This is a genomic window from Citrobacter sp. Cb004, assembly GCF_030337065.1.
Lineage (GTDB): Bacteria > Pseudomonadota > Gammaproteobacteria > Enterobacterales > Enterobacteriaceae > Citrobacter > Citrobacter braakii.
The window spans coordinates 346,331-372,499 of the sequence record NZ_JAOWCH010000066.1 but is presented as its reverse complement, the minus strand read 5'-3'; the positions used below and the strand labels follow the sequence as shown (position 1 = coordinate 372,499).

Below are 26,169 nucleotides of genomic sequence, written 5' to 3'. Positions count from 1 at the left end.
CTGTATATGTTGTTGTGTAATATATTATTGTTTTATATGAATAAATTTATGCGCTAATTTGAATATTGCATGCATTGAATGCGGCTCGCAAGCGACGGGCAAAAGCGAGTGCGTGCTCACCATCCCCGTGAATGCATACCGTCTGGGCTGTCACGCTCGCCCACGTTCCACTCTGGCTTTTTACTCTGCCGGATTGCACCATTTCTAGCGTTTGCGCCAGCGCCTGCTCTTCATCCTCAATCAATGCGCCCGGTTGGCTGCGCGGCACCAGACTGCCATCCGCCTGATAACCCCGATCGGCAAAAACCTCCTGACGTGTTACCAGACCATAGCGTTCTCCGGCACGAATCAGTTCGCTTCCCGCCAGCCCTACCAGAACCAGCGACGGATCGCAGGCATACACCGCTTGAGCAATAGCATCCGCCAACTGAGGATCTTTCGCCGCCTGGTTATAAAGCATACCGTGCGGTTTAACATGACGCATTACGCCGCCCTGCGCACGCGTGATGCCAGCCAGCGCACCAATTTGATACAGCGTCTGCGCATACACCGTTTCCACAGGCAGGGTCATGGCGCTACGGCCAAAATTTTCCCGATCCGGAAAACTCGGATGCGCACCTATCGCTACGCCATTTTTTAGCGCTTCGCGCACGCTTAAAAGCATCGTCTGCGCATCACCGGCGTGAAACCCACAGGCGATGTTGGCTGATGACACCAGTTGCAGCAGCGCTGCATCGTTAGGGCATCCCTCACCGAGGTCTGCGTTGAGATCAATTTTCATTGTTAAGTCGCCATGTTAACTGTTCCAGATAACGCTGCCGATCCTGGCGCGCCTTAAGCGCTTCCTCCAGCGAACACTGCACAAAATGAATCGGCTGGCCGAGCGGGATCTGCGCCAGATGATACATATCTGCTTCGATGATACAGGCGATACGCGGATAGCCGCCCGTCGTCTGAGCATCGTTCATCAGCACGATGGGCTGACCATTATGCGGAACCTGCACTACGCCAGGGAGCAAACCATGCGACAATAGCTCGCGATCGGTCGTGCGCGTCAGCGACTGCCCCTGCAAGCGATACCCCATACGGTTGCTTTGCGGACTCAGCTGCCACGGGGAGCGCCAGAAAGAAGCCTGCGATACTTCGTCAAACTCCTGGTATTCAGGCCCGGGGAGCGCACGAATGTGGTTGCCCCACATCAGCTGTTTTACGCCCTGCGGCCCGCTGAATTGCCGGGTCGATGCGCCAATTGGCAGCCGATCGCCATCGCGCAGCAGACGCCCTTCCAGCCCGCCAATTCCGACTTTGAGATCGGTACTGCGCGACCCCATTACTTCGGGCACATCAAAACCGCCCGCTACCGCCAGATAGCTGCGCATGCCGTGATGTGGACGTTTTAGCGTCAGACGTTGCCCGGCTTTCACCGGTAGCCGCCATCCGCTCCATACGGGAGTACGATCCAGGTGCGCTTCACATCCCGCTCCGGTCAGGGCAAACCAGCCATCGGTTTCAAATTCCACCACCAGTTGCCCCAGTGTGATTTCCAGCGCAGCGGCATTCGCATCATTACCCACCAGCAGATTAGCAACGTTCAGCGCCGGTTTATCCAGCGCGCCACAGTGACTGATTCCGGATTGACGAAAACTATGGCGTCCCCCGTCCTGTACTGAGGTGTACATGCCAGCGCGAATGATGTTTAACATATCCCCTCCTTCTGCGGGACAAAACGCACGGTATCGCCAGCCCGTAACAGAATCGGCTCCTGCCGTTTTGGATCAAATAACGCAACGGAGGTACGGCCAATCAATTGCCATCCACCTGGCGTGGAAAGCGGATAGACCCCCGTTTGGGATCCGCCAATACCGACAGAACCTGCCGGAACAAGCAGACGCGGTTCCGCACGCCTCGGAGTATGGAGTGGTTCAGGTAAGCTCCCGAGATAGGGAAATCCCGGCTGAAAACCGATAAACCACACCACATAATCAACCGACGCATGAAGTTCGACGACCTGCTTGTCGCTTAATCCACTGTGCCGGGCGACCTCTGCCAGATCGGGGCCGAACTCACCGCCATAGGTCACGGGAATTTCAATAAAGCGCGAGTCCGGCTCCAGCGCCTCACTCTCTTCCCACCAGCGCTGCAGGCGTTCAATCGCATCCAGCGCCAGCGTTTTCGGGTCGCGCAGGGTAACCGTGATATTGTTCATTCCCGGAATAGCTTCCAGCACATTCGGGGCATCAACCAGACGCTGGGCCAGACGCCAGATGCGTTTCTGAGTCGCCAGCGTAATGGGAGGTTCCAGCTCAAGAACCACCGCACTTTCACCTAACAGATAACAACGCGCTCGCTGCACTTTCGTCCCTCTTTATTACGCTGGATTAGGAATATCGATAAAGGTTACGTCCAGATCGGTATTTTCATTCAGCCATTCGCTCAATGCGCGAATGCCGCCGCGTTCGGTCGCATGGTGACCAGCAGCATAAAAATGCAACCCCTGCTCGCGGGCTGAGTGAATGGTTTGCTCTGAGACTTCACCGGTGATAAAGGCATCGACACCAAACCGGGCTGCGCTATCAATGAAACTCTGACCGCCCCCTGTACACCAGGCGACGCGCTGAACTTTTTCCGGCCCGGTATCACCGCACCATAACGGTTTACGGCCTAAACGCGCTTCAATCCACGATGCCAGCTCCAGCCCCGGAACCGGCATGGAGAGTTCTCCCCATGGCACCAGTGGCTCGATTTCACCCATGACGGTGATCCCCAACAGCGCTGCCAGCTGCGCGTTATTACCCAGTTCCGGGTGAGCATCCAGCGGCAGGTGCCAGCCATACAGGTTGATATCATTTTCCAACAGCGTTTTCAGACGATGGCGCTTCATACCGCGAATAACCGGAGATTCGCCTTTCCAGAAATAACCGTGATGAACGATGACCGCATCCGCCTGCAGGCGTACCGCCTCGTCCAGCAACGCTTGACTTGCAGTCACGCCGGTCACGATTTTATGCACCGTCTCTTTGCCCTCAACCTGCAAACCATTCGGCGCATAGTCGCTAATGGCGGCGCTGTTCAGTTTGTCGTTGATCAGTTGTTCCAGTTCGGTGTTTTTCATCATCGTCCTCGTAGTCATAAATTCTGCCTGCCCAATCAGCAACACAGCTTAGGTTAAAATAGCGTCCCCGCTTGCGTTCGTCGATAGACATTTCACTGACACATCAAGAAACAATCACACCCGATTTGAACGCAATTTGCTTACCCCCACGCGATCTAATTCATGTATATTTATGCAATCAGACAGCATATTGCAAAAATAATCAGATCTGTATCAAAGTTAAAACTTTAAGGAAACACACTCGCACAGCACGTTCAGCCTGTCGCGAGGCATTTACTTCGAGAAAATAATGAATAAACAAGCATCTCAACCACGGGCGATTTATTACGTCGTTGCGCTACAAATTTGGGAATACTTCAGTTTTTACGGCATGCGTGCATTGCTGATCCTGTATCTCACTAACCAGCTTAAGTACGACGATAATCACGCATATGAACTTTTCAGCGCCTACTGCTCGCTGGTCTACGTCACGCCCATTCTTGGGGGATACCTGGCCGATAAAGTGCTCGGCAATCGAATGGCGGTGATGATCGGCGCATTTTTAATGGCGGTGGGGCATCTGGTATTGGGCGCCAGCGAAATGGCCCCGGCGTTCCTTTATTTATCGCTGGCGATTATTGTCTGTGGCTACGGTCTGTTTAAATCCAACATCAGTTGCCTGTTAGGCGAGTTGTATCAGCCTGAAGACCCTCGCCGTGACGGTGGATTCTCTCTGCTCTACGCTGCCGGTAATATTGGTTCAATCATCGCGCCCATTGCCTGCGGCTACGTGCAGGAAGAGTACAGTTGGGCGATGGGCTTTGCGCTGGCGGCGATTGGCATGCTGGCGGGGCTGGTGATTTTCGTATGCGGTAATCGCCATTTCGCCCATACCACCGGCGTCAACAAGGCCGTCTTGTGTGCGAAAAAATATATGCTGCCAAACTGGGCCTGGTTATTAGTTCTGCTGGTTGCAGCACCGCTGCTGATTACCGTTCTGTTCTGGAAAGAGTGGTCCGTTTACGCACTGATCGTTGCTACTGTTATTGGTCTGGCGGTTCTGGCGAAGATTTACCGCCAGGCGCAGACCCAGAAACAGCGCAAAGAGCTGGGGCTTATCGTTACGCTGACCTTCTTCAGTCTATTGTTCTGGGCCTTTGCTCAACAGGGCGGCAGTTCGATTAGCCTGTATATCGACCGCTTCGTTAACCGCGATATTCTGGGATATTCCGTCCCTACCGCGATGTTCCAGTCGGTTAACGCCTTTGCCGTTATGCTGTGCGGTATCGTGCTGGCCTGGGTGGTCAAAGAAAGCGTTAGCGGTAATCGTACCGTACGTATCTGGGGTAAATTTGCCCTTGGCCTCGGTTTAATGAGCGCCGGATTCTGTATTCTGACCTTGAGCGCCCGCTGGTCTGCGGCTTACGGTCACTCTTCCATGCCGCTGATGGTATTGGGGCTGGCGGTCATGGGCTTTGCCGAGCTGTTTATCGATCCGGTGGCTATGTCTCAGATTACACGTATCGAGATCCCAGGAGTGACCGGCGTATTAACGGGTATTTACATGCTGCTTTCCGGGGCCATCGCCAACTACCTGGCCGGCGTTATCGCCGATCAGACCTCACAAGGTTCGTTTGACTCAGCGGGCGCTATCAACTATTCCATCAATGCATATATTGATGTCTTTAGCGAAATAACCTGGGGCGCGCTGGCCTGTGTGGTGCTGGTACTGCTGATTTGGCTGTACCAGTCGCTGAAGTTCAGAAATCGTCCGCTGGCGGTAGAGTCCTGAGTTTACAGGCCCGATGATGTAATAAGATTCGGGCCTGTTTTTCTGGAAATTATGCATGGTTTACAGCCAAATCCGCTTCTGAAACACCGGTCACCAGTTTTACCATTTCGCGTTCGATTCCCTGTTCCAACATGGTTTGTGCTATACGTAATGCCGCTTCTTGTTTTCCTTGTTGTAGTCCTTGTTGTAGACCTTGTTGTAGACCTTCCTGTAATCCATCTAACCGTAACCGCTCTGCAATAGTCATCAGCCTCTCCTTGTGTTGGGGGATCCGTTGTGTCATCTCTTGCATAAACTCATTAAAGCGAGATTCATCGCCAGATTGTAGAATGTAATTAAACATCGCTTGTAATTGCGTGTCATTAGCGCATCCAGTAAGTAGCAGCGTGGTCAGTTGCTCTACCAGCCTCATCAAATCCCGCCGACGGATATGTTTTTGCATTAATTCCAGCAGCGCCATTCGCCTGTGAGCCATGATCTCATCATCGGGTACCACCGTTATGTCCACCAACGGAAATGCGCTGGAATAAAGTTGTCTTGCCGCCACGGAGTCGGCAAAGGCATCCAGCCAGCACAACGAGTACGGATAGGGGCTTCGGCAGCCATGATAAAACAGCATCGGTATCACCAACGGCAGTTCCTTATGCCCTGCGTCCAGATGGCGCTGCATCGCCGCCATCGCATAACGCAACAGACGAAAAGCCATATGCAGCTCGGCTGAACTTTGATGCTCTAAAACCACATAGACATAACCGTCGCCGTCGCGTGTGTGCAAAGACCAGAGCACGTCGGAGTAGCGCGAACGTAAATCCGCTTCAATAAAGCTTTCTGACTCCAGCTTCAGCGAATTCAAATCGCAAAGCGTCCGCAGTTCAGCTGGTAGGTGAATGTCGAGAAAATCCCGCGCAGTTTCGGGATGATGTAAAAACGTTTTAAACACCGCATCGTGCGGTGTGGATGTCGTTGGCGTTGGCGTTGTCATTAATTTCCGTCATCTGAATGAAGATGACAGAAATTTACTGCTGAGGGAAAACTTATGCAGCAGGGTATTCACGGTACTGAGAGCACGTTTCAGCGCTAAAAGCTCCCGGCTGCAACATGTTCATTCTGCTGGAAGGCATTACGCAAAAATCGGTCACATACTTATCCCTTGCGCGCCGCCTCATAGGCCGCCAGCGTCGCCAGTCTTGCCTGTTTATGATCGACAATCGGACGAGGATAGTTAAGCGTAACCTGCGCTTTTTCAGCCCACGTCCACGGATCATGAATGGCTTTACCCGGCACATCGCGCAGTTCCGGCAGCCACTGGCGGATAAACTCGCCGTCGCGATCAAATTTTTCGCCCTGAGTCGTGGGGTTAAAGATACGGAAATACGGTGCGGCGTCGGTCCCGGTTGAGGCCGCCCACTGCCAGCCGCCGTTATTGGCCGCCAGATCGCCATCGATCAGTTGCGACATAAAATATTGCTCGCCTTTACGCCAGTCGATCAGTAGATCTTTCACTAAAAAACTGGCCGTAATCATGCGTAATCGATTATGCATCCAGCCCGTGGCGTTGAGCTGACGCATCGCCGCATCAACAATCGGGTATCCCGTGTTCCCTGTTTGCCAGGCTTGCAAATGTGCAGGATTATTCTGCCATTGCACGCGATCGGTCCAACGGATAAACGGTTGATGCCGACACAGCGCCGGATGGTAAGTCATCAGATGACGATAAAATTCACGCCAGATAAGTTCGTTCAGCCAGACGCAGCCTTCCCCTCCTTCAAGCGCCTGCGGCTGCTCCGCGAGCAGTCGATTCAGGCACTGGCGCGGCGACAATCCCCCTGTCGCCAGGCTCGCGGATAATCGACTGGTACCGTCAACCGCGGGGAAATCACGCCGTTGCTCATATTCTCTCGCGGCCTGCTGGCAAAACTGGCGTAATTGCGCGATAGCCAGTTTTTCTTCTGCCACAAACCGCTGCGCATCAAAATCTTGCTGCGGATAGCTCAGCGTTATTGATGTTAACGGAGCGTCAAGAGCGCCGCTTTCTCTCACCTTCGGCGCGCTAACGCATTCTGGAACACCCTCTTTAATCCGCTTCAGCCAGGCATTTTTAAACGGTGTAAAGACTTTATACATTTCGAGATTGCCGGTCATGACCGCCCCCGGAGGCAAGATCACGCTGTCGTCAAACCCTTCACACACCACATGGGGTAGTACCTTCTCAACGGCGACATCACGCTGACGTTCGTTTATTTCGTATTGATAGTTATAAAACAATCGGCTGACGCTATGCTGTGCGCAGACGTTTTTGACGGTTTCCACGCTGGCCGCAAAATCTGCAACTTCATCAAACAGAAGCGGGATGCCTTTTTCCGCCAGCGCCGTCTGCAACGCATTCAACTGCGCACTCACAAATGCCGCCTGACGTGGGGCCATTTCGTGCGCCTTCCACTGCTCAGGAGTAGAGATATATAGCGCGATGACCTGCGCAGTACGATCCCGACAAGCCGCCGCCAGCGCGAGGTTGTCATGCAGACGTAAATCACGTCGAAACCAGACCAGATGGGTGGTCATAATACTCCCGGATATAAATTAATCATTGCCACTCGTTATCTATTACACCGACAAGTGTAGACGTCGGCGCATAAAAAAAACCGCCACATTACTGTGAGCGGTTTTCTTGAGCAAGAACGATAACTTAGTAGAAATCGCAGGTGGCTTTTTCAGCCTGCTCCATCCACACCGGTTTATCACTGGTTTTAGACCAGACGCGGTGCAGATAGCTGTAAAAACGAGCGCGGTCTTTCCAGAACAGCATGACCGGTAGCGCCAGCACGCCCGCCACTACGGCAAAGGTACGGCGCAAGAAAACAATGTGTGCTGGATATTCTTTATAAAAGTCCATAATCCTCTCCCATATATCTGTTCGGTGAATAGCACCGGAAAAATAAACTTGGTTAACTGATGAAAATAATACCGCCTTGTGTGTAATTTTGCTACTCATCCGACCACTTATTTTTATCTATTGATGCTCCGTTTAGCATAAAACCGTAATTAAGTTACATAAAGGTTAAATTAATACTAACCATTAGTTAAATAATGGTTTTTGCCATTTTTATACTTTTTTTACACCCCAGCCGCTGATTTTTGCGAAATCTTTGCAAGCAAAAACCTACGCTCTGGTTATCACATTTATGCCACTGGAGGTGCACTGTGAGTGCAGGCGTGATAACCGGCATTGTGCTGGTCTTTTTATTATTAGGTTACCTGGTCTATGCCCTGATCAATGCGGAGGCGTTCTGATGGCAGCCCAAGGATTTTTACTCATTGCCAGTTTCTTGCTGGTGCTATTTGTCATCGCCAGACCGTTGGGATTTGGGCTGGCTCGACTGATCAACAATACGCCCCTGCCGGGTCTGGTTGGCGCGGAGCATTTACTCTGGCGCGGTCTGGGCATCTCGCAGCAGGAGATGAACTGGCGGCAGTATCTGCTGGCTATCCTCGCTCTCAATGCGCTGGGCCTGCTGGTCCTGTTTTCGATGCTGATGGCGCAAAACCTGCTGCCGTTAAATCCCCAGCAACTGCCAGGGCTTTCGTGGGATCTGGCGCTCAACACGGCGGTGAGTTTTGTCACTAATACCAACTGGCAATCCTATGCTGGCGAAACCACCTTAAGCTATTTCAGCCAGATGGCTGGGTTGACTGTGCAGAATTTCCTGTCTGCGGCGACCGGAATTGCGGTGATTTTTGCCCTGACCCGCGCTTTCACACGCCAGAGTATGAACACGCTGGGCAACGCCTGGGTCGATCTGGTTCGCATTACGCTGTGGATCCTCGTCCCTATTGCGTTGCTCATTGCCCTGTTCTTCATTCAGCAAGGTACGTTGCAAAACATATTGCCTTATCAGCCCATCACCACCCTTGAAGGGGTGAAACAGCTGCTGCCAATGGGGCCAGTCGCCTCACAGGAAGCGATTAAGATGCTCGGCACTAACGGAGGGGGATTCTTTAACGCTAACTCATCGCATCCGTTTGAAAACCCAACCGCACTGACCAATCTGGTACAGATGCTGGCTATTTTCTTAATTCCCACTGCGCTGTGTTTTGCCTTTGGTGATGTAGTGGGCGATCGTCGTCAGGGGCGGACCTTACTGTGGGCCATGTCATTGATTTTTGCGGTCTGCGTTGCCGTCGTGATGTGGGCCGAAGTTCAGGGCAACCCGCACCTGATGGCATTCGGTGCCGACAGCAATATCAACATGGAGGGCAAGGAGAGCCGCTTTGGCGTGCTGGCCACGAGTCTCTTTTCCGTCGTCACCACAGCAGCATCCTGCGGGGCTGTCGATGCGATGCATGACTCCTTTACCGCACTGGGCGGCATGGTACCTATGTGGCTGATGCAGATTGGTGAAGTGGTCTTCGGCGGTGTGGGTTCAGGTCTGTACGGCATGCTGCTGTTCGTGCTGCTGGCGGTATTTATCGCCGGGTTAATGATTGGCCGTACGCCGGAGTATCTGGGTAAGAAAATCGACGTGCGCGAAATGAAAATGACCGCGCTGGCGATTCTGGTCACCCCTACGCTGGTCCTGCTCGGTACAGCGATCGCCATGATGAGCGATGCCGGGCGCAGCGCCATGCTTAATCCAGGTCCTCACGGCTTTAGTGAAGTCCTGTATGCCGTGTCGTCTGCCTCGAACAACAACGGTAGCGCCTTTGCCGGATTAAGCGCCAATAGCCCGTTCTGGAACTGCCTGCTGGCCCTGTGCATGTTCTTCGGTCGCTTCGGCGTGATCATCCCCGTGATGGCTATTGCCGGGTCGCTGGTTAGTAAAAAGATCCAGCCAGCAAGCCCAGGCACGCTACCTACCCACGGCGCGCTGTTTGTCGGGTTGTTAATCGGTACGGTGTTACTGGTTGGCGCTCTCACCTTTGTTCCTGCCCTGGCGCTTGGCCCGGTCGCAGAATACCTGTCATTACACTGAGTGATGCGGAGCACATTACTATGAGTCGCAAGCAACTGGCGCTGTTCGAACCCTCTCTGGTCGCACAGGCGCTGATGGACGCCGTGAAAAAATTAAGCCCACATACCCAGTGGCGTAACCCGGTGATGTTTATCGTCTGGCTGGGCAGTTTGTTAACGACCCTGTTAACGGTGGCGATGGCAACAGGTCATATGCAGGGCAGCCCGTGGTTTACCGGCGCGATAAGCCTGTGGCTGTGGATTACCGTTCTGTTCGCCAACTTCGCTGAGGCGCTGGCGGAAGGTCGCAGTAAAGCTCAGGCTAATAGCCTAAAGGGAGTCAAAAAAACCGCCTTCGCCCGCAAACTTCGCGAACCCAAATACGGCGCGGCAATGGATCACGTTCCTGCCGATGATTTACGGAAAGGGGATATCGTGCTGGTGGAAGCTGGCGATATTATCCCGTGTGACGGCGAGGTCATTGAAGGTGGCGCATCAGTAGATGAAAGTGCCATTACCGGTGAATCCGCGCCTGTGATTCGTGAATCCGGTGGCGATTTCGCCTCCGTCACCGGCGGGACCCGCATCCTCTCCGACTGGCTGGTTATCGAATGCAGCGTAAACCCCGGTGAAACGTTCCTCGACCGGATGATCGCCATGGTTGAAGGCGCGCAGCGGCGTAAAACGCCCAATGAAATCGCCCTGACGATCCTGCTGATTGCCCTGACCATTATCTTTTTGCTGGCGACCGCCACGCTATGGCCGTTTTCCGCCTGGGGTGGTAGTGCGGTCAGCATCACGGTGCTGGTTGCCTTGCTTGTGTGTTTGATCCCTACAACGATAGGCGGACTGCTCTCAGCGATTGGCGTCGCCGGGATGAGCCGCATGCTGGGCGCGAATGTCATCGCTACCAGCGGACGTGCAGTAGAGGCGGCAGGTGACGTAGACGTACTGCTGCTGGATAAAACCGGCACCATTACGCTGGGTAACCGTCAGGCTTCGGATTTTCTGCCCGCCCACGGCGTGGACGAAAAAACGTTGGCCGACGCCGCACAGCTTTCATCGCTGGCCGATGAAACGCCGGAAGGCCGCAGCATCGTGATCCTGGCAAAACAGCGCTTTAATCTGCGTATTCGCGACGTGCAATCTCTGCACGCTACCTTTGTGCCGTTTACCGCCCAAAGCCGGATGAGCGGCATCAACATCGACAACCGAATGATCCGCAAAGGGTCGGTCGATGCCATTCGTCGGCACGTTGAAGCCAACGGCGGCCACTTTCCCGCCGATGTGGAGCAGAAGGTCGAAAGCGTCGCTCGCCTTGGCGCAACGCCGCTGGTGGTTGCCGAAGGCTCCCACGTACTGGGCGTGATTGCGCTGAAAGATATTGTGAAAGGCGGGATCAAAGAACGTTTTGCTCAACTGCGCAAAATGGGGATTAAAACGGTGATGATCACCGGCGATAACCGCCTGACCGCCGCCGCGATCGCCGCTGAGGCCGGAGTGGATGACTTCTTAGCTGAAGCCACGCCGGAAGCCAAGCTGGCGCTGATTCGTCAGTATCAAGCGGAAGGTCGTCTGGTGGCAATGACCGGCGACGGAACCAATGACGCACCTGCCCTGGCGCAGGCCGACGTTGCGGTCGCCATGAACTCTGGAACCCAGGCAGCGAAAGAAGCAGGTAACATGGTGGATCTCGACTCCAACCCCACCAAACTGATTGAAGTAGTGCACATTGGTAAACAAATGCTGATGACGCGCGGTTCGCTGACCACTTTCAGTATTGCCAACGACGTCGCGAAGTATTTCGCTATTATCCCGGCCGCCTTCGCCGCCACCTATCCGCAGCTCAATGCGCTGAACGTGATGGGACTGCATTCGCCAGACTCGGCGATCCTCAGCGCGGTTATCTTTAACGCGCTGGTTATCGTCTTTCTGATCCCACTGGCGCTAAAAGGCGTGAGCTACAAACCTTTGTCCGCATCCGCGATGTTGCGCCGCAATTTGTGGATCTATGGTTTGGGCGGTTTGGTTGTGCCGTTTATCGGTATCAAAGCGATTGATTTACTGCTGACCCTGCTGGGTCTGGTGTGAGGTTTCAGATGAGTGGATTACGTCCTGCATTATCAACATTGATTTTCCTGATGCTTATCACTGGCGGGGCTTACCCGTTGCTGACGACCGCGCTGGGGCAGTGGTGGTTTCCCCACCAGGCTAACGGTTCGCTTCTTAGCGAAGGTCAGGTTGTTCGCGGCTCTGAGCTCATCGGGCAACATTTTACCGCTGCCGGTTATTTTCAGGGGCGTCCGTCTGCCACAGCTGAAATGCCCTATAATCCAATGGCTTCAGGCGGCAGTAATATGGCAGCCAGCAACCCGGAACTGGATAAACAGCTGCAAAGCCGGATTGCCGCACTGCGTGCCGCCAACCCGCAGGCCAGTCCTGCCGTCCCGGTAGAGCTGGTAACGGCTTCTTCCAGCGGGCTGGATAACAACCTGACGCCAGCCGCGGTGGCCTGGCAAATTCCCCGCGTGGTGCAGGCTCGCAACCTCAGCGTTGAAGAGGTTACGCGGTTGGTTGCACAATATACGCACAAGCCGTTGGTCAGTTTTATCGGTCAGCCGGTGGTGAACCTGGTGGAACTTAATTTAGCGCTGGATAAGCACTGAGAAAAAGGACATGCATAACGAACCCTTACGCCCCGACCCCGATCGCCTGCTGGAGCAGACCACGGCCCCGCATCGGGGAAAACTGAAAATTTTCTTCGGTGCCTGTGCTGGCGTCGGCAAAACCTGGGCCATGCTGGCAGAGGCCCAGCGACTGCGGGCGCAAGGGTTAGATGTGCTGATTGGCGTGGTGGAAACCCATGGACGCAAAGAGACCGCCGCGCTGTTGGACGGCCTCAGCATCTTGCCGCTAAAGCGACAAGCGCGCCATGGCCGCCACATCAATGAGTTCGATCTCGACGCTGCGCTGGCCCGCCGTCCAGCGCTCATTTTGATGGATGAACTGGCGCACAGTAATGCGCCAGGCTCACGGCATCCTAAGCGCTGGCAGGACATTGAAGAGCTGCTGGAAGCCGGGATTGATGTCTTTACTACCGTTAACGTGCAGCATCTGGAAAGTCTCAATGACGTGGTCAGCGGCGTTACCGGCATTCAGGTTCGTGAAACCGTACCCGACCCTTTTTTCGATGCCGCCGACGATGTGGTGCTGGTCGATCTCCCCCCCGACGATTTGCGCCAGCGCCTGAACGAAGGCAAGGTTTATATCGCCGGTCAGGCAGAAAGAGCAATTGAGCATTTCTTTCGCAAAGGTAATCTGATCGCGCTACGTGAACTTGCCCTGCGCCGCACGGCTGATCGGGTAGACGATCAGATGCGCGCCTGGCGAGGACGTCCGGGAGAGGAGAAAGTCTGGCATACCCGCGACGCTATTTTACTGTGCATTGGGCACAATACCGGCAGCGAAAAACTGGTACGCGCCGCCGCACGTCTGGCGGCGCGTCTCGGCAGCGTCTGGCATGCGGTGTATGTCGAAACGCCAGCGCTGCACCGACTGCCCGAAAAACAACGCCGCGCAATTTTAAGCGCTCTGCGGCTGGCTCAGGAGTTAGGCGCAGAAACAGCCACCCTTTCCGACCCCGCCGAAGACAAAGCGGTCATCCACTATGCCCGTGAGCATAATCTGGGAAAAATTGTGCTCGGGCGTCCGACTACGCGTCGCTGGTGGCGTAGCGATTCCTTTGCCGACAAACTCGCTCATCGCGCACCGGATCTCGACCTGATGATTGTTGCGCTCGATGAGCCCCCTTCACGCCCTGTGCTGCAAACGGCTGATAGCCGCACCTTTAAGGATAAATGGCGGGTACAAATTCAGGGTTGTGTGGTTGCCGTTGCGCTGTGCGCCATCATTACGCTAATCGCCATGCAGTGGCTAATGGCCTTTGACGCCGCCAACCTGGTGATGATCTATTTATTGGGTGTGGTGGTTATCGCACTCTTTTACGGACGCTGGCCGTCAGTGCTGGCAACCTTTATTAACGTCGCCAGCTTCGATCTCTTCTTTATTGCCCCACGCGGGACGCTGGCCGTTTCAGACGTTCAGTACCTGCTCACCTTTGCCGTAATGCTAACGGTAGGGCTGGTTATTGGTAATCTGACCGCCGGGGTGCGTTATCAGGCGCGGGTAGCGCGTTATCGTGAACAGCGTACGCGTCATTTGTATGAGATGTCGAAAGCGCTGGCCGTCGGTCGGAGTCAGACGGATATCGCCGCCACCAGTGAACAGTTTATCGCTTCAACGTTTCAGGCCCGCAGCCAGGTTTTACTGCCCGGTGAGAACGGCAAGCTGGCCCCGCTCACCCATCAACAGGGCATGACGCCGTGGGATGACGCCATTGCCCAATGGAGCTTTGACAAAGGGCAACCGGCCGGTGCAGGCACCGACACGTTACCGGGCGTGCCATATCAGATTTTACCGTTAAAAAGCGCCGATAAAACGCATGGGCTGCTGGTGGTCGAACCGGGAAATTTACGCCAGCTTATGATCCCCGAACAGCAACGCCTGCTGGAAACCTTCACTCTACTGGTAGCCAGTGCGCTGGAGCGCCTGACGCTGACCGCCAGCGAAGAGCAGGCGCGGTTTGCCAGCGAGCGCGAAAGCATTCGCAACGCCCTGCTCGCTGCTCTGTCCCACGATTTGCGCACGCCGTTGACGGTGTTGTTCGGTCAGGCGGAAATCTTAACACTGGATCTGGCCAGCGAGGGATCGCCGCACGCGCGCCAGGCCAGTGAGATTCGCCAGCACGTTCTGAATACTACCCGACTGGTTAATAACCTGCTGGATATGGCGCGAATTCAGTCTGGCGGCTTTAATCTTAAGAAGGAGTGGTTAACGCTGGAAGAGGTGGTCGGCAGCGCCCTGCAGATGCTGGAGCCCGGTCTCTCTGCCCCAATAAATCTGTCGTTACCTGAACCGTTAACACTGATTCACGTCGATGGTCCGCTCTTTGAACGGGTGCTGATTAATCTGCTGGAAAACGCCGTCAAATACGCGGGGCCACAGGCGCAAATCGGTATTGATGCCAGCGTCGATGGCGCACATCTGCAACTGGACGTCTGGGATAATGGGCCGGGTATTCCGTCGGGTATGGAACAGCGCGTTTTTGACAAATTTTCCCGGGGGAATAAAGAGTCATCGGTGCCCGGCGTTGGGCTGGGGCTGGCAATTTGTCAGGCTATTGTGGACGTGCACGGCGGTACTATTTCGGTCCACAATCGCGCGCAGGGAGGAGCCTGTTTTCGTGTTACACTGCCCCAAGAAATCCCCCCTGAACTTGAAGATTTTCATGAGGATATGTGACGAACGTACTGATTGTTGAAGATGAACATGCCATTCGCCGCTTTCTGCGCACTGCGCTGGAAGCCGATGGCCTGCGTGTATATGAAGCGGAAACGCTGCAACGTGGTCTGTTGGAAGCCGCCACGCGAAAACCCGATCTCATCATTCTCGATCTCGGCCTGCCGGACGGCGACGGCATTGATTTTATTCGCGACCTGCGACAATGGAGCGCGATTCCGGTGATTGTGCTTTCAGCCCGCAGTGAGGAAAGCGATAAAATTGCTGCGCTGGATGCCGGTGCCGATGACTATCTCAGTAAACCCTTTGGTATTGGCGAGCTACAGGCGAGATTGCGCGTGGCATTGCGTCGCCACGCCAGCGGTGCGTCTCCCGAACCGGTGGTACATTTTTCCAACGTCAAAGTGGATATTGCCGCACGCCTCGTTCACCGAGGTGACGAGGAAATTCATTTGACGCCGATTGAGTTTCGCCTGTTAGCGGTTCTGCTAAATAATGCCGGGAAGGTACTGACGCAACGCCAGTTGTTAAATCAGGTTTGGGGACCAAACGCCGTCGAACACAGTCATTATCTACGTATTTATATGGGACACCTGCGCCAGAAGCTGGAACTGGACCCGGCCCGTCCGCGTCATTTTCTGACCGAAACCGGAATTGGCTATCGGTTTATGCCGTGAATTCTTATTCATTTTTTCTGATTAATTAATAAATATATTTTTCATTACTCATTTCACTGCATAATACTTATTATGCAGCCAGTAGAATATTGTAAAAAAAAATAATAAAATACAAATAAATAACATATAAACAACAAAACAGCATCTTGTCTCGTACTATGCATAAATGGCGACTAAATATTTTATAAACGATCGTTTTTTATTGATCTTCTTCACAGTTCATAGCCATTTCCTGGATAAAATACCCGCACCTTCCACTTATCCAGTAAAGGTAACTAAAATGGAAAATAATAGCCGTACAATGCCACATATAAGGCGAACAACGCATATTATGATGTTTGCCCACCGCAACAGTTTCGACTTTCATTTCTTTAATGCCCGTTAGTCTTCCGACTAAGGGCACTCAAGTATACAGGTCTTCCTGACTCTCTGTATCGCAGGCTAACGCCTGTATCCGCAGTGCTCTCCCTGCATAACCCTGTATTACCTGTGACCGGACCGGTTAGGGTTTATTGCATCTTCAAAAAAGCAATTTACTGATTTATTTATCAGCGGTATGACTTTGCTTTTTTTTTCCGGAGTTATCAATTTCTCATTTGAGAAATTGAGGACCTGCTATTACCTAAAAATAAAGAGATGAAAATGTCAGAATTAAAAATTGCCGTAAGCCGTTCCTGTCCTGATTTTTTTTCTACGCAGCGTTCTTGCGTAAATATCGATGAAAGTAATTTTATTGATGTTGCTGCTATCGTATTATCCATCAATGATATTGAACGTGGAAAACTCGATGAAATTGACGCCACCGGCTATGGGATTCCTGTTTTTATCGCCACCGAAAATGAAGAACGTGTTCCATCTGAACATCTGCCGCGCATCTCAGGTGTATTCGAATGTAATGAAGCCCGTACCGCCTTTTATGGCCGGCAGTTAGAAACCGCCGCCAGCCATTATGAAACGCAGTTACGTCCGCCGTTCTTCCGTGCGCTTGTCGACTATGTCAATCAGGGCAACAGCGCCTTTGATTGTCCTGGTCATCAGGGAGGCGAGTTTTTCCGTCGCCATCCTGCGGGTAATCAGTTTGTCGAATATTTCGGCGAAACACTTTTCCGCTCCGATTTGTGTAATGCCGATGTCGCAATGGGTGATCTGCTGATTCACGAAGGCGCTCCCTGCATCGCACAACAGCACGCAGCTAAAGTTTTCAACGCGGATAAGACCTACTTTGTACTGAACGGGACCTCCTCATCGAACAAAGTGGTGCTTAACGCATTGCTCACCCCAGGCGATCTGGTGTTATTCGACCGCAACAACCACAAGTCAAACCACCACGGCGCGTTATTGCAGGCCGGGGCAACGCCGGTATATCTGGAAACCGCGCGTAACCCGTACGGCTTTATCGGCGGGATCGACGCGCACTGCTTTGAAGAAGGCTATCTACGTGAACAGGTGAGTGAAGTTGCGCCACAACGTTCGAAAGATGAGCGTCCATTCCGTCTGGCCGTGATTCAGTTAGGTACCTACGACGGCACAATCTATAACGCCCGTCAGGTGGTGGATAAGATCGGTCATCTGTGCGACTACATCCTGTTTGACTCCGCGTGGGTTGGCTATGAGCAGTTTATTCCGATGATGGCCGATTGCTCTCCGCTGTTGCTGGATCTTAACGAAAATGACCCCGGCATTCTGGTCACCCAGTCAGTGCACAAACAACAGGCAGGCTTCTCTCAGACTTCGCAGATCCACAAAAAAGACAGCCATATTAAAGGCCAGTCTCGCTACGTGCCTCATAAACGAATGAATAACGCGTTCATGATGCACGCCTCCACCAGCCCGTTCTATCCGCTCTTTGCCGCACTGGACATCAACGCCAAAATGCATGAAGGCGTCAGCGGGCGCAACATGTGGATGGACTGCGTCGTCAACGGAATTGATACTCGTAAGTTGATCCTGGAAAACTGCCACCATATCCGCCCGTTCGTGCCGGAGATAGTAGAAGGTAAACCGTGGCAGGCTTATCCCACCGCTGAAATCGCCAGCGACCTGCGTTTCTTCCATTTTGTCCCCGGTGAACACTGGCATGCCTTTGAAGGGTATGCCGAACACCAGTACTTTGTGGATCCATGCAAATTGCTGCTCACCACTCCGGGTATTAATGCGCGTAACGGCGAATACGATACCTTCGGCGTTCCGGCTACCATTCTGGCTAACTTCCTGCGCGAAAATGGTGTGGTGCCCGAAAAATGCGACCTCAACTCCATCCTGTTCCTGCTGACCCCCGCAGAAGATATGGCGAAGTTGCAGCAGCTTGTCGCCCTGCTGGTACGTTTCGAAAAACTGCTGGAAGCCGATGCCCCGCTAGCCGAGGTTCTGCCTTCGATCTACAAGCAGCATGAAGCCCGTTACGCCGGTTACACCCTGCGCCAGCTGTGCCAGGAGATGCACGATTTGTATGCGCGTCACAACGTGAAGCAGCTCCAGAAAGAGATGTTCCGTAAGGCACATTTCCCGCGCGTTAGCATGAATCCGCAGGATGCCAATTATGCATATCTGCGTGGTGAAGTTGAACTGGTGCGTCTGCCGGACGCTGAAGGTCGCATCGCGGCAGAAGGCGCGCTGCCTTATCCTCCGGGCGTACTGTGTGTGGTTCCGGGTGAAATCTGGGGCGGTTCAGTATTACGTTACTTCAGCGCACTGGAAGAAGGAATCAATTTGCTACCGGGTTTTGCGCCTGAACTCCAGGGTGTCTACATCGAAGAACACGACGGTCGTAAACAGGTGTGGTGCTACGTGATTAAGCAACAAAGCGCGCAACACGCTCTGTTGAAAGGGGAAATGTTATGAGCAAAGCCAAATCCAACAAAATGGGCGTCGTCCAGCTCACTATCCTGACCATGGTTAATATGATGGGATCCGGAATCATCATGTTGCCCACCAAGCTTGCGGAAGTCGGTACTATCTCGATCATCTCGTGGCTGGTGACTGCTGTCGGTTCAATGGCGCTGGCCTGGGCCTTCGCAAAATGCGGTATGTTCAGCCGTAAATCCGGTGGTATGGGGGGTTACGCTGAATACGCCTTTGGCAAATCCGGTAACTTTATGGCGAACTACACTTATGGCGTTTCGCTGTTAATCGCCAACGTGGCTATCGCCATCTCCGCCGTTGGCTACGGTACCGAGCTGTTTGGCGCCACACTGACACCGGTGCAGATTGGCCTGGCAACCATTGGTGTACTGTGGATCTGTACCGTGGCTAACTTTGGCGGGGCGCGCATTACCGGGCAGATCAGCAGCATCACCGTTTGGGGCGTCATTATTCCGGTTGTCGGTCTGTGTATCATCGGCTGGTTCTGGTTCAGTCCGACGCTGTACGCTAACTCCTGGAATCCACACCACGTCCCGTTCTTCACGGCTGTCGGTTCTTCCATTGCGATGACCTTGTGGGCTTTTCTGGGTCTGGAATCGGCCTGCGCCAACGCTGAAGTGGTAGACAATCCGGAACGCAACGTGCCCATCGCCGTATTGGGCGGTACGCTGGGCGCTGCGGTGATTTACATCATCTCCACCAACGTGATAGCCGGGATTGTGCCGAATATGGATCTGGCTAACTCTACAGCACCGTTCGGTTTAGCCTTCGCACAAATGTTCACCCCAGAAGTCGGTAAGGTGATCATGGCGCTGATGGTGATGTCCTGCTGCGGTTCACTGCTGGGCTGGCAATTCACTATCGCTCAGGTATTCAAATCGTCGGCTGATGGGGGTTACTTCCCTAAAATCTTCTCCCGCGTGACTAAAGTAGACGCGCCGGTTCAGGGGATGCTGGCTATCGTGATTATCCAGAGTGGTTTATCACTGATGACTATCAGCCCGTCACTGAACAGTCAGTTCAACGTGCTGGTCAACCTGGCGGTGGTGACGAACATCATTCCGTATATTCTGTCGATGGCCGCGCTGGTAATTATTCAAAAAATGGCGAATGTTCCGTCGTCGAAAGCGAAACCGGCAAACTTCGTGGTGTTTGTTGGCGCATTGTACAGCTTCTATGCGCTCTACTCCTCTGGCGAAGAAGCAATGCTTTATGGTTCTATCGTGACCTTCCTCGGCTGGACGCTGTATGGCCTGGTATCACCGCGTTTTGAACTGAAAAATAAGCATAGTTAAATCCTGGCATAAAAAAGCCCGGTAGCGCTAACGCTTACCGGGCCTACAAAACGCGTCAGTACAAACAAGACTTACGCGTTTTTCAGCACTTCGCTGACAATCTCAACGGCTTCTTTTTCGATCTGCTTGCGATGTTCTTCACCAAGGAAGCTCTCGCAGTAGATTTTATAGGCGTCTTCAGTACCTGACGGACGCGCAGCAAACCAGCCGTTGTCAGTCATCACCTTCAGACCGCCGATAGAAGCACCGTTACCCGGTGCCGCCGTCAGACGTGCCGTGATCGGGTCGCCCGCCAGCGTGCTGGCACTCACCATTTCCGGAGACAGCTTAGACAGCGCCGCTTTCTGCGCGGAGGTCGCGCTTGCCTGCAGGCGGTTGTAGCTTGGCGCGCCGAAGCGGGCTGCCAGTTCGTTGTAGTGCTCTTGCGGATTCTTACCGGTCACTGCGGTAATTTCTGCCGCCAGCAGGCACATGATGATGCCGTCTTTGTCGGTTGACCACGGTGTACCGTCAAAGCGCAGGAAAGAAGCGCCCGCGCTCTCTTCACCACCAAAGCCAAAGCTGCCGTCAAACAGACCGTCAACGAACCATTTAAAGCCAACCGGAACTTCGACCAGTTTACGCCCTAAATCATTCACTACGCGGTCAATCATCGCCGAAGAGACCAGCGTCTTACCAACGGCAACGTCTTTGCCCCACTGCGGACGATGCTGGAACAGGTAGTTAATCGCCACAGCCAGGTAGTGGTTCGGGTTCATCAGACCCGCCGGGGTGACGATACCGTGACGGTCATAGTCAGGATCGTTGGCAAAGGCCAGATCGAACTTGTCACGCAGCGCCAACAGTCCCGCCATCGCGCACTCGGAGGAGCAGTCCATACGGATTGCGCCATCTTTGTCGAGATGCATAAAGCGGAAAGTCTGATCAACGTGATCGTTAACGATAGTCAGGTTCAGGTTGTAGTGCTTGGCAATACGCTTCCAGTATTCGATACCGGAACCGCCAAGCGGATCGACGCCCAGCGTCAGGCCCGCTTTCTGGATCGCCGCCATGTCGACGATGTCGGCCAGTCCTTCAACAAACGGCTGAACCAGGTCCTGCTCTTTTACATGACCAGATGCCAGCGCAGCATCCAGCGACATACGCTTCACGCCTTGCAGACCATCAGCCAGCAGAGCGTTAGCCCTGTCTTCCACCACTTTGGTGACGTTAGTATCTGCCGGACCACCGTTTGGCGGGTTGTATTTAATACCACCATCTTCCGGCGGGTTGTGGGATGGCGTGATCACAATGCCGTCAGCCAGCGGGCCGCCTTTTTTGTTGTGGACCAGGATAGCATTCGACACGGCAGGGGTTGGCGTAAAGCCGTTATTTTCCTGCACGATGACGTCCACGCCGTTCGCTGCCAGCACTTCCAGGACAGAGATAAAAGCCGGTTCAGACAGCGCGTGGGTATCCTTGCCCACGTAGCACGGGCCAGTGATCCCGTTTTTCGCACGTTCTTCAGCAATCGCCTGAGCGATAGCCAGAATATGCGGCTCGTTAAAACTATGACGACCTGCACTGCCGCGATGTCCGGACGTACCGAACTTGACGGCGTGCTCAGCGTTCCCTGCCGTTGGTTTCAGTACATAGTACTGTGCCGTCAGTTGGGCGACGTTAATCAAATCACTCTGTTGCGCAGGTTGACCTGCACGGTTGTGGATTGCCATTGCCTGGTCCTTCTAATGCAAGGATTAAATTGTTCCGCAAACCTTTTCAATCAATTCCGCAGGGAATTGCATTGACTGCATGATGTGCTCAACCATGCTGCATTTACGGCCGGTATTGGTATTGGTGATTACCCAGTACGGCGTGCCTGGCACGTGTTTTGGTTTAGTTTGATTACCATTTTTCAGCAGCGTCTGTTCATCTGCTGCAAAATAAACGCGCGTACGACCATGCAACGATTCCGTTGCTTCGGCGAACGCGTTTTGATCCAGTGAATAGAGTGTAGACAGCACCAGCATAAAGCGATTTACTGCTTTCTTCTGCTCTGCATATTCGTCGGACAGCAGCAGTTCACGCATCGCGCGCACTTTATCTTTTACGGGGTTAACCGGCTTCGCTTCCACGACAGCTTGCACAGCGCGGACTTCTTTTACTACCGGAGTGACAGGCTGTGATGCGGCGGAAAACTTCAACATACGCCGTAAAATGTCGGATGCGCTCTCGCCGATATGCTTGGTGTGGCTGGCAATATAGCTATAGAGTTCATCATCAACTTCAATCGTTTTCATCTTAATCCAGTGCAGTGTTTAGCTGAATACAAGTTGTTGGGGTCAACACGCGTAGTGTAAAGGCAAATCCCAACAGCGGATAGCGTCAAGCCTGGTGGCTGGCAAAACTCAGAGTAACCGTAGTTGTTGCAGCCATGTGGCAGAATGGTCAACATGATACCCTAACCCGTGAGTGTGAAAAAAAGAACTTTGCCATGAAATTGAATATCCGAGCGCAATCTGCGCAAAACCTGCACAATAATTCTCCCATCGTCCTGGTGCACGGCCTGTTTGGCAGTCTGGATAACCTGGGGATCCTGGCGCGCGATCTGGTGGCCGATCACGATATCATCCAGGTTGATATGCGAAATCATGGCCTCTCCCCGCGTTCACCTGTGATGAATTATCCGGCCATGGCGCAAGATCTGCTGGATACGCTGGACGATCAACAGATCGAAAAAGCGATCTTTATTGGTCACTCAATGGGGGGCAAAGCCGTCATGGCGTTAACCGCGTTGGCCCCGGAACGTGTCGAACGGTTGGTAGCCATCGACATTGCTCCCGTTGACTATCATGTTCGCCGTCACGATGAGATTTTTGCTGCCATTAACGCAGTAACTGACGCGCAGTCCTCTTCGCGTCAGCAGGCGGCGAGCGTCATGCGCCAGCATCTGCAAGAGGAAGGCGTGATCCAGTTTCTGCTCAAATCCTTCGTGGACGGCGAATGGCGCTTTAATGTTCCCGTGCTGTGGGAGCAATATCCTCATATTGTCGGCTGGGAGACCATCCCGGCGTGGGAACACCCGGCGCTGTTTATCCCCGGTGGCAACTCACCTTATGTTACCGAAGCGTATCGCGAACAATTGCTGGCGCAATTCCCGCAGGCTCGGGCGCACGTTATTGCAGGCGCGGGCCATTGGGTGCATGCGGAAAAACCGGAGGCGGTACTGCGCGCCATCCGTCGTTATCTGAGCGAACAGGCTAACTGATTAAAAACTCAGCGTCTGCGCGTGATTACGCGCGTGGGCGTTGGCGTGTCTCCCCTGCTGATGTATTATGGCGAGCTATCCATCCGGGCAGACGCCTGGCTGATTGTTTCCCCGAAGTCACCAAGATCATGGCCAAAGAACAAACGGACCGTACGACATTAGATCTGTTCGCGCAGGAGCGTCGCCCGGGACGACCCAAAACTAATCCGCTCTCGCGTGATGAACAGTTACGTATTAACAAACGTAATCAGCTTAAACGCGATAAAGTTCGCGGGCTTAAGCGTGTCGAACTGAAACTGAACGCTGATGCTGTTGACGCTCTGAACGAGCTGGCCGAGGCGCGCAACATGAGTCGCAGTGAACTCATCGAAGAGATGCTGATGAACCAACTCAGCGCATTGCGCGGTCAGGCTTAGTCTGAATTTCTGCTCTAAATCATAAATCGTGTAGCACAGAGTGCAGTCCTGCGTGTTTGCTGTTTCCGCATGCCTGACTGTTCTGCTATGATTGCCCTTATCCGTGGGCAATGCGCCACCACCATTTCAATAAGTTTCAAGAGGTTATTTTACTCATGGCAATCACTGGCATCTTTTTCGGCAGCGACACCGGTAACACCGAAAACATCGCAAAAATGATTCAAAAACAGCTTGGTAAAGACGTTGCCGATGTACATGACATTGCAAAAAGCAGCAAAGAAGACCTCGAAGGGTATGACATTTTGCTGCTCGGCATTCCAACCTGGTACTACGGTGAAGCGCAGTGTGACTGGGACGATTTCTTCCCTACCCTCGAAGATATTGATTTTAACGGCAAACTGGTTGCATTGTTCGGCTGCGGCGACCAGGAAGATTACGCAGAATATTTCTGCGATGCGTTGGGTACAATTCGCGACATCATCGAACCACGCGGCGCAACCATCGTTGGTCACTGGCCAACGGCGGGTTATCACTTTGAAGCGTCCAAAGGCCTGGCGGACGACGACCACTTTGTGGGTCTGGCCATTGATGAAGATCGCCAGCCTGAATTGACCGCCGAACGCGTAGAAAAATGGGTTAAGCAGATCTCTGAGGAGCTGCACCTCGACGAAATCATCAATGCCTGATTTTGTGTGGCGCAGATTTCCATCTGCGCCACATCAATAGATAAAACCAATCAAAATAATTGCTACAAATTTGTAACTTTTTCGTCTGACCCTGTACAATGGCCGGATGCCAATCGGGTATTGCACAGTGTGTTTGTCGGCGATACCACGTTTTGATTAACAATATATGCCAGAGACTTGCAGTTTTCATTTAGCCATGGCAGTTCTATAATGAATCGCATTATCTCAAGTGCAATTTCTGTCACTTCTGTTAATGAAGTGAATCGTTTAGCTACAGGACAGATTCCGCATGACTGACAACAATACCGCATTAAAGAAGGCTGGCCTGAAAGTAACGCTTCCTCGTTTAAAAATTCTGGAAGTTCTTCAGGAACCGGATAACCATCACGTCAGTGCGGAAGACTTATACAAACGTCTGATCGATATGGGTGAAGAAATTGGTCTGGCGACCGTGTATCGCGTGCTGAACCAGTTTGATGATGCCGGTATCGTGACCCGCCATAATTTTGAAGGTGGTAAATCCGTCTTCGAACTGACTCAACAGCATCATCACGATCACCTCATCTGCCTCGACTGCGGCAAAGTGGTCGAGTTCAGCGATGATTCCATCGAGGCGCGCCAGCGTGAGATTGCGGCTAAACATGGTATTCGTTTAACCAACCATAGCCTCTATCTTTACGGTCACTGCGCCGAAGGCGATTGCCGCGAAGATGAGCATGCTCACGACGGTAAATAATGTGATGCTTTCTGAAAAGCCAACCATTCGGTTGGCTTTTTTTATGGGCGTTATCACCCCTTTTCCCCTTCCCTCCACTCCTGTGTTGCTTTAATGTAAAATCAATAGTCCCTTCCCGGAGAGTCGAAATGGAACTTCGCCAGCTACGCTATTTTGTTCGCATTGTAGAAACCGGCAGCATGGGTATCGCGGCGCTCGATCTCAATATTGGGGTTTCGGCACTCAGCCAGCAAATGTCCCGCCTGGAAAACGAACTCGCTATTCGCCTGCTGCAGCGCACCTCGCGTGGCGTTACGCCCACCAGCGCCGGACTGGCTTTTTACTCCCAGGCGCAGCTGGCGCTCCGCCACGCAGACGATGCAATCCTCGCCGCGCGAGAGTCCCGGCTTTCCGGGCACGTCAGCGTCGGTATGGCCCCCAGTACCGCTTCCGTTCTCGGCATGCCTTTTATTAACGCCATGCGGGAAAGCTATAGTGATGTCCGCCTGCATGTGGTGGAAAGCCTCTCTGGCAACCTGGAACGGATGATTAATACCCGCCAGATTGATCTGGCCGTGGTATTTCAAAAAGAAAAGCTCCTGCGCTGGAGCGCCAGACCGATTCTCGAAGAGCGCCTGTTTTTGATTGGGACTCATGCCTTACTGGCCGATATTGCCGATGACAATATTGCGCCAGCCCAGTTGGCAAGTATCCCATTGATAATGCCCAGCCCAGGCCACGGTCTGCGCGGCAGGCTGGAAGCAATTTGTCAGGAACACGCACTGCGCATTGAGATCGCCACAGAAATTGATGGTCTGGCGCTGCTAATGCGCGCCGTTCGCAGTGGAATCGGCGCTACTCTCCAGCCCGGCGCGGCGATTTCCCATCTCGATAAAGAGACGCTAAGAGTGATCGGCGTCCATAATCCAATACTGAGTCGCCCCAACTTTCTGGTCAGCCTTTCTGATGATGAGCTCACCCCCGCGGGCCTCGCCGCCCGCGTGGTGCTAACGAAAGTGATGCATCAACTGGTGGAAGCAGGAAGCTGGCCAGGCGCCATCCTTTACAATAACTAAAGCCCT

25 protein-coding genes are annotated in these 26,169 nt (G+C 53.2%); 16 read left to right on the top strand and 9 right to left on the bottom strand.

The features are described 5' to 3' along the window. Positions 1-46: 46 nt before the first annotated feature. The 4 genes from pxpA to ybgI are packed head-to-tail and all read right to left on the bottom strand — an operon-like array spanning position 47 to position 3,112. Positions 47-781: a 5-oxoprolinase subunit PxpA gene (pxpA, locus tag OGV65_RS18990; RefSeq protein ID WP_279265155.1), complete on the bottom strand. Its 735-nt coding sequence runs from the start codon at positions 779-781 to the stop codon at positions 47-49. Then, positions 771-1,703, bottom strand: a complete 933-nt coding sequence (gene pxpC / locus OGV65_RS18985; protein WP_047497731.1) for a 5-oxoprolinase subunit PxpC — start codon at positions 1,701-1,703, stop codon at positions 771-773. The genes pxpA and pxpC overlap by 11 nt, the downstream gene beginning before the upstream one ends. Then, positions 1,697-2,353 (bottom strand): 5-oxoprolinase subunit PxpB, encoded by a 657-nt coding sequence (gene pxpB, locus OGV65_RS18980; protein ID WP_046274709.1) that lies wholly within the window; start codon positions 2,351-2,353, stop codon positions 1,697-1,699. The genes pxpC and pxpB overlap by 7 nt, the downstream gene beginning before the upstream one ends. Before the next feature lie 15 nt (positions 2,354-2,368). Further along, positions 2,369-3,112: a radiation resistance protein YbgI gene (gene ybgI, locus OGV65_RS18975; RefSeq protein WP_016152273.1), complete on the bottom strand. Its 744-nt coding sequence runs from the start codon at positions 3,110-3,112 to the stop codon at positions 2,369-2,371. Between the two features lie 289 nt (positions 3,113-3,401). Between ybgI and dtpD the strand changes: the two genes are divergently transcribed. Beyond that, on the top strand, positions 3,402-4,883 hold the full coding sequence (dtpD, locus tag OGV65_RS18970) for a dipeptide permease DtpD (protein ID WP_016152272.1): 1,482 nt from the start codon (positions 3,402-3,404) through the stop codon (positions 4,881-4,883). Between the two features lie 49 nt (positions 4,884-4,932). On the opposite strand, the gene OGV65_RS18965 is transcribed toward dtpD, so the two are convergent. From OGV65_RS18965 to OGV65_RS18955, 3 genes are all read right to left on the bottom strand, one after another. Beyond that, positions 4,933-5,865 (bottom strand): Rpn family recombination-promoting nuclease/putative transposase, encoded by a 933-nt coding sequence (locus OGV65_RS18965; RefSeq protein WP_279265157.1) that lies wholly within the window; start codon positions 5,863-5,865, stop codon positions 4,933-4,935. 161 nt (positions 5,866-6,026) lie between these two features. Next, the gene (gene phrB, locus OGV65_RS18960) at positions 6,027-7,445 is read right to left on the bottom strand and encodes a deoxyribodipyrimidine photo-lyase (protein ID WP_286455328.1); all 1,419 of its coding nucleotides are present in this window, start codon (positions 7,443-7,445) and stop codon (positions 6,027-6,029) included. A 124-nt stretch (positions 7,446-7,569) separates the two neighbouring features. Beyond that, entirely contained in the window at positions 7,570-7,776 is a 207-nt protein-coding gene (locus OGV65_RS18955) for a YbfA family protein (protein ID WP_003022870.1), read from the bottom strand. A gap of 308 nt (positions 7,777-8,084) precedes the next feature. Between OGV65_RS18955 and kdpF the strand changes: the two genes are divergently transcribed. The 9 genes from kdpF (at position 8,085) to potE (ending at position 20,023) form a co-directional block, all read left to right on the top strand. Next, entirely contained in the window at positions 8,085-8,174 is a 90-nt protein-coding gene (kdpF, locus tag OGV65_RS18950) for a K(+)-transporting ATPase subunit F (protein WP_001670793.1), read from the top strand. Next, positions 8,174-9,853, top strand: a complete 1,680-nt coding sequence (kdpA, locus tag OGV65_RS18945) for a potassium-transporting ATPase subunit KdpA (protein WP_046274707.1) — start codon at positions 8,174-8,176, stop codon at positions 9,851-9,853. The genes kdpF and kdpA overlap by 1 nt, the downstream gene beginning before the upstream one ends. 20 nt (positions 9,854-9,873) lie before the next feature. Then, entirely contained in the window at positions 9,874-11,922 is a 2,049-nt protein-coding gene (kdpB, locus tag OGV65_RS18940; protein WP_016152268.1) for a potassium-transporting ATPase subunit KdpB, read from the top strand. Between the two features lie 8 nt (positions 11,923-11,930). Beyond that, positions 11,931-12,497 carry a potassium-transporting ATPase subunit KdpC gene (gene kdpC / locus OGV65_RS18935; RefSeq protein WP_286455327.1) on the top strand — a complete coding sequence of 189 codons (567 nt, stop codon included), beginning with the start codon at positions 11,931-11,933 and terminating at the stop codon, positions 12,495-12,497. 10 nt (positions 12,498-12,507) lie between these two features. Continuing rightward, complete coding sequence (gene kdpD, locus OGV65_RS18930; RefSeq protein WP_047359485.1) at positions 12,508-15,192, top strand: two-component system sensor histidine kinase KdpD; 2,685 nt, start codon at positions 12,508-12,510, stop codon at positions 15,190-15,192. Beyond that, a complete protein-coding gene (gene kdpE, locus OGV65_RS18925; RefSeq protein ID WP_016152265.1) occupies positions 15,189-15,866 on the top strand; it encodes a two-component system response regulator KdpE in 678 nt (225 codons plus the stop codon). Before kdpD ends, kdpE begins: the two co-directional genes overlap by 4 nt. A gap of 280 nt (positions 15,867-16,146) precedes the next feature. Beyond that, a complete protein-coding gene (gene speFL / locus OGV65_RS18920) occupies positions 16,147-16,251 on the top strand; it encodes a leader peptide SpeFL (RefSeq protein WP_114149115.1) in 105 nt (34 codons plus the stop codon). 257 nt (positions 16,252-16,508) lie between these two features. Further along, on the top strand, positions 16,509-18,707 hold the full coding sequence (gene speF, locus OGV65_RS18915; protein ID WP_286455326.1) for an ornithine decarboxylase SpeF: 2,199 nt from the start codon (positions 16,509-16,511) through the stop codon (positions 18,705-18,707). Next, positions 18,704-20,023, top strand: a complete 1,320-nt coding sequence (gene potE, locus OGV65_RS18910) for a putrescine-ornithine antiporter (protein WP_286455325.1) — start codon at positions 18,704-18,706, stop codon at positions 20,021-20,023. Before speF ends, potE begins: the two co-directional genes overlap by 4 nt. Positions 20,024-20,094: 71 nt before the next feature. On the opposite strand, the gene pgm is transcribed toward potE, so the two are convergent. Further along, entirely contained in the window at positions 20,095-21,735 is a 1,641-nt protein-coding gene (gene pgm, locus OGV65_RS18905; RefSeq protein ID WP_016152262.1) for a phosphoglucomutase (alpha-D-glucose-1,6-bisphosphate-dependent), read from the bottom strand. A 24-nt stretch (positions 21,736-21,759) separates the two neighbouring features. Next, a complete protein-coding gene (gene seqA, locus OGV65_RS18900; protein ID WP_016152261.1) occupies positions 21,760-22,302 on the bottom strand; it encodes a replication initiation negative regulator SeqA in 543 nt (180 codons plus the stop codon). 194 nt (positions 22,303-22,496) lie between these two features. On the opposite strand from seqA, the gene ybfF reads away from it, so the two are divergent. The 6 genes from ybfF (at position 22,497) to tcuR (ending at position 26,163) form a co-directional block, all read left to right on the top strand. Beyond that, the gene (ybfF, locus tag OGV65_RS18895; protein ID WP_032947058.1) at positions 22,497-23,270 is read left to right on the top strand and encodes an esterase; all 774 of its coding nucleotides are present in this window, start codon (positions 22,497-22,499) and stop codon (positions 23,268-23,270) included. A 128-nt stretch (positions 23,271-23,398) separates the two neighbouring features. Continuing rightward, positions 23,399-23,686 (top strand): LexA regulated protein, encoded by a 288-nt coding sequence (gene ybfE, locus OGV65_RS18890; protein WP_003022842.1) that lies wholly within the window; start codon positions 23,399-23,401, stop codon positions 23,684-23,686. A 155-nt stretch (positions 23,687-23,841) separates the two neighbouring features. Continuing rightward, on the top strand, positions 23,842-24,372 hold the full coding sequence (gene fldA / locus OGV65_RS18885) for a flavodoxin FldA (RefSeq protein WP_003022839.1): 531 nt from the start codon (positions 23,842-23,844) through the stop codon (positions 24,370-24,372). Positions 24,373-24,582: 210 nt separating this feature from the next. Continuing rightward, entirely contained in the window at positions 24,583-24,669 is an 87-nt protein-coding gene (locus OGV65_RS18880) for a ryhB-regulated fur leader peptide (protein WP_049259739.1), read from the top strand. After that, a complete protein-coding gene (fur, locus tag OGV65_RS18875) occupies positions 24,662-25,108 on the top strand; it encodes a ferric iron uptake transcriptional regulator (RefSeq protein WP_003022836.1) in 447 nt (148 codons plus the stop codon). Before OGV65_RS18880 ends, fur begins: the two co-directional genes overlap by 8 nt. Before the next feature lie 128 nt (positions 25,109-25,236). Beyond that, on the top strand, positions 25,237-26,163 hold the full coding sequence (tcuR, locus tag OGV65_RS18870) for a tricarballylate utilization LysR family transcriptional regulator TcuR (RefSeq protein WP_286455324.1): 927 nt from the start codon (positions 25,237-25,239) through the stop codon (positions 26,161-26,163). Positions 26,164-26,169: the final 6 nt, after the last annotated feature.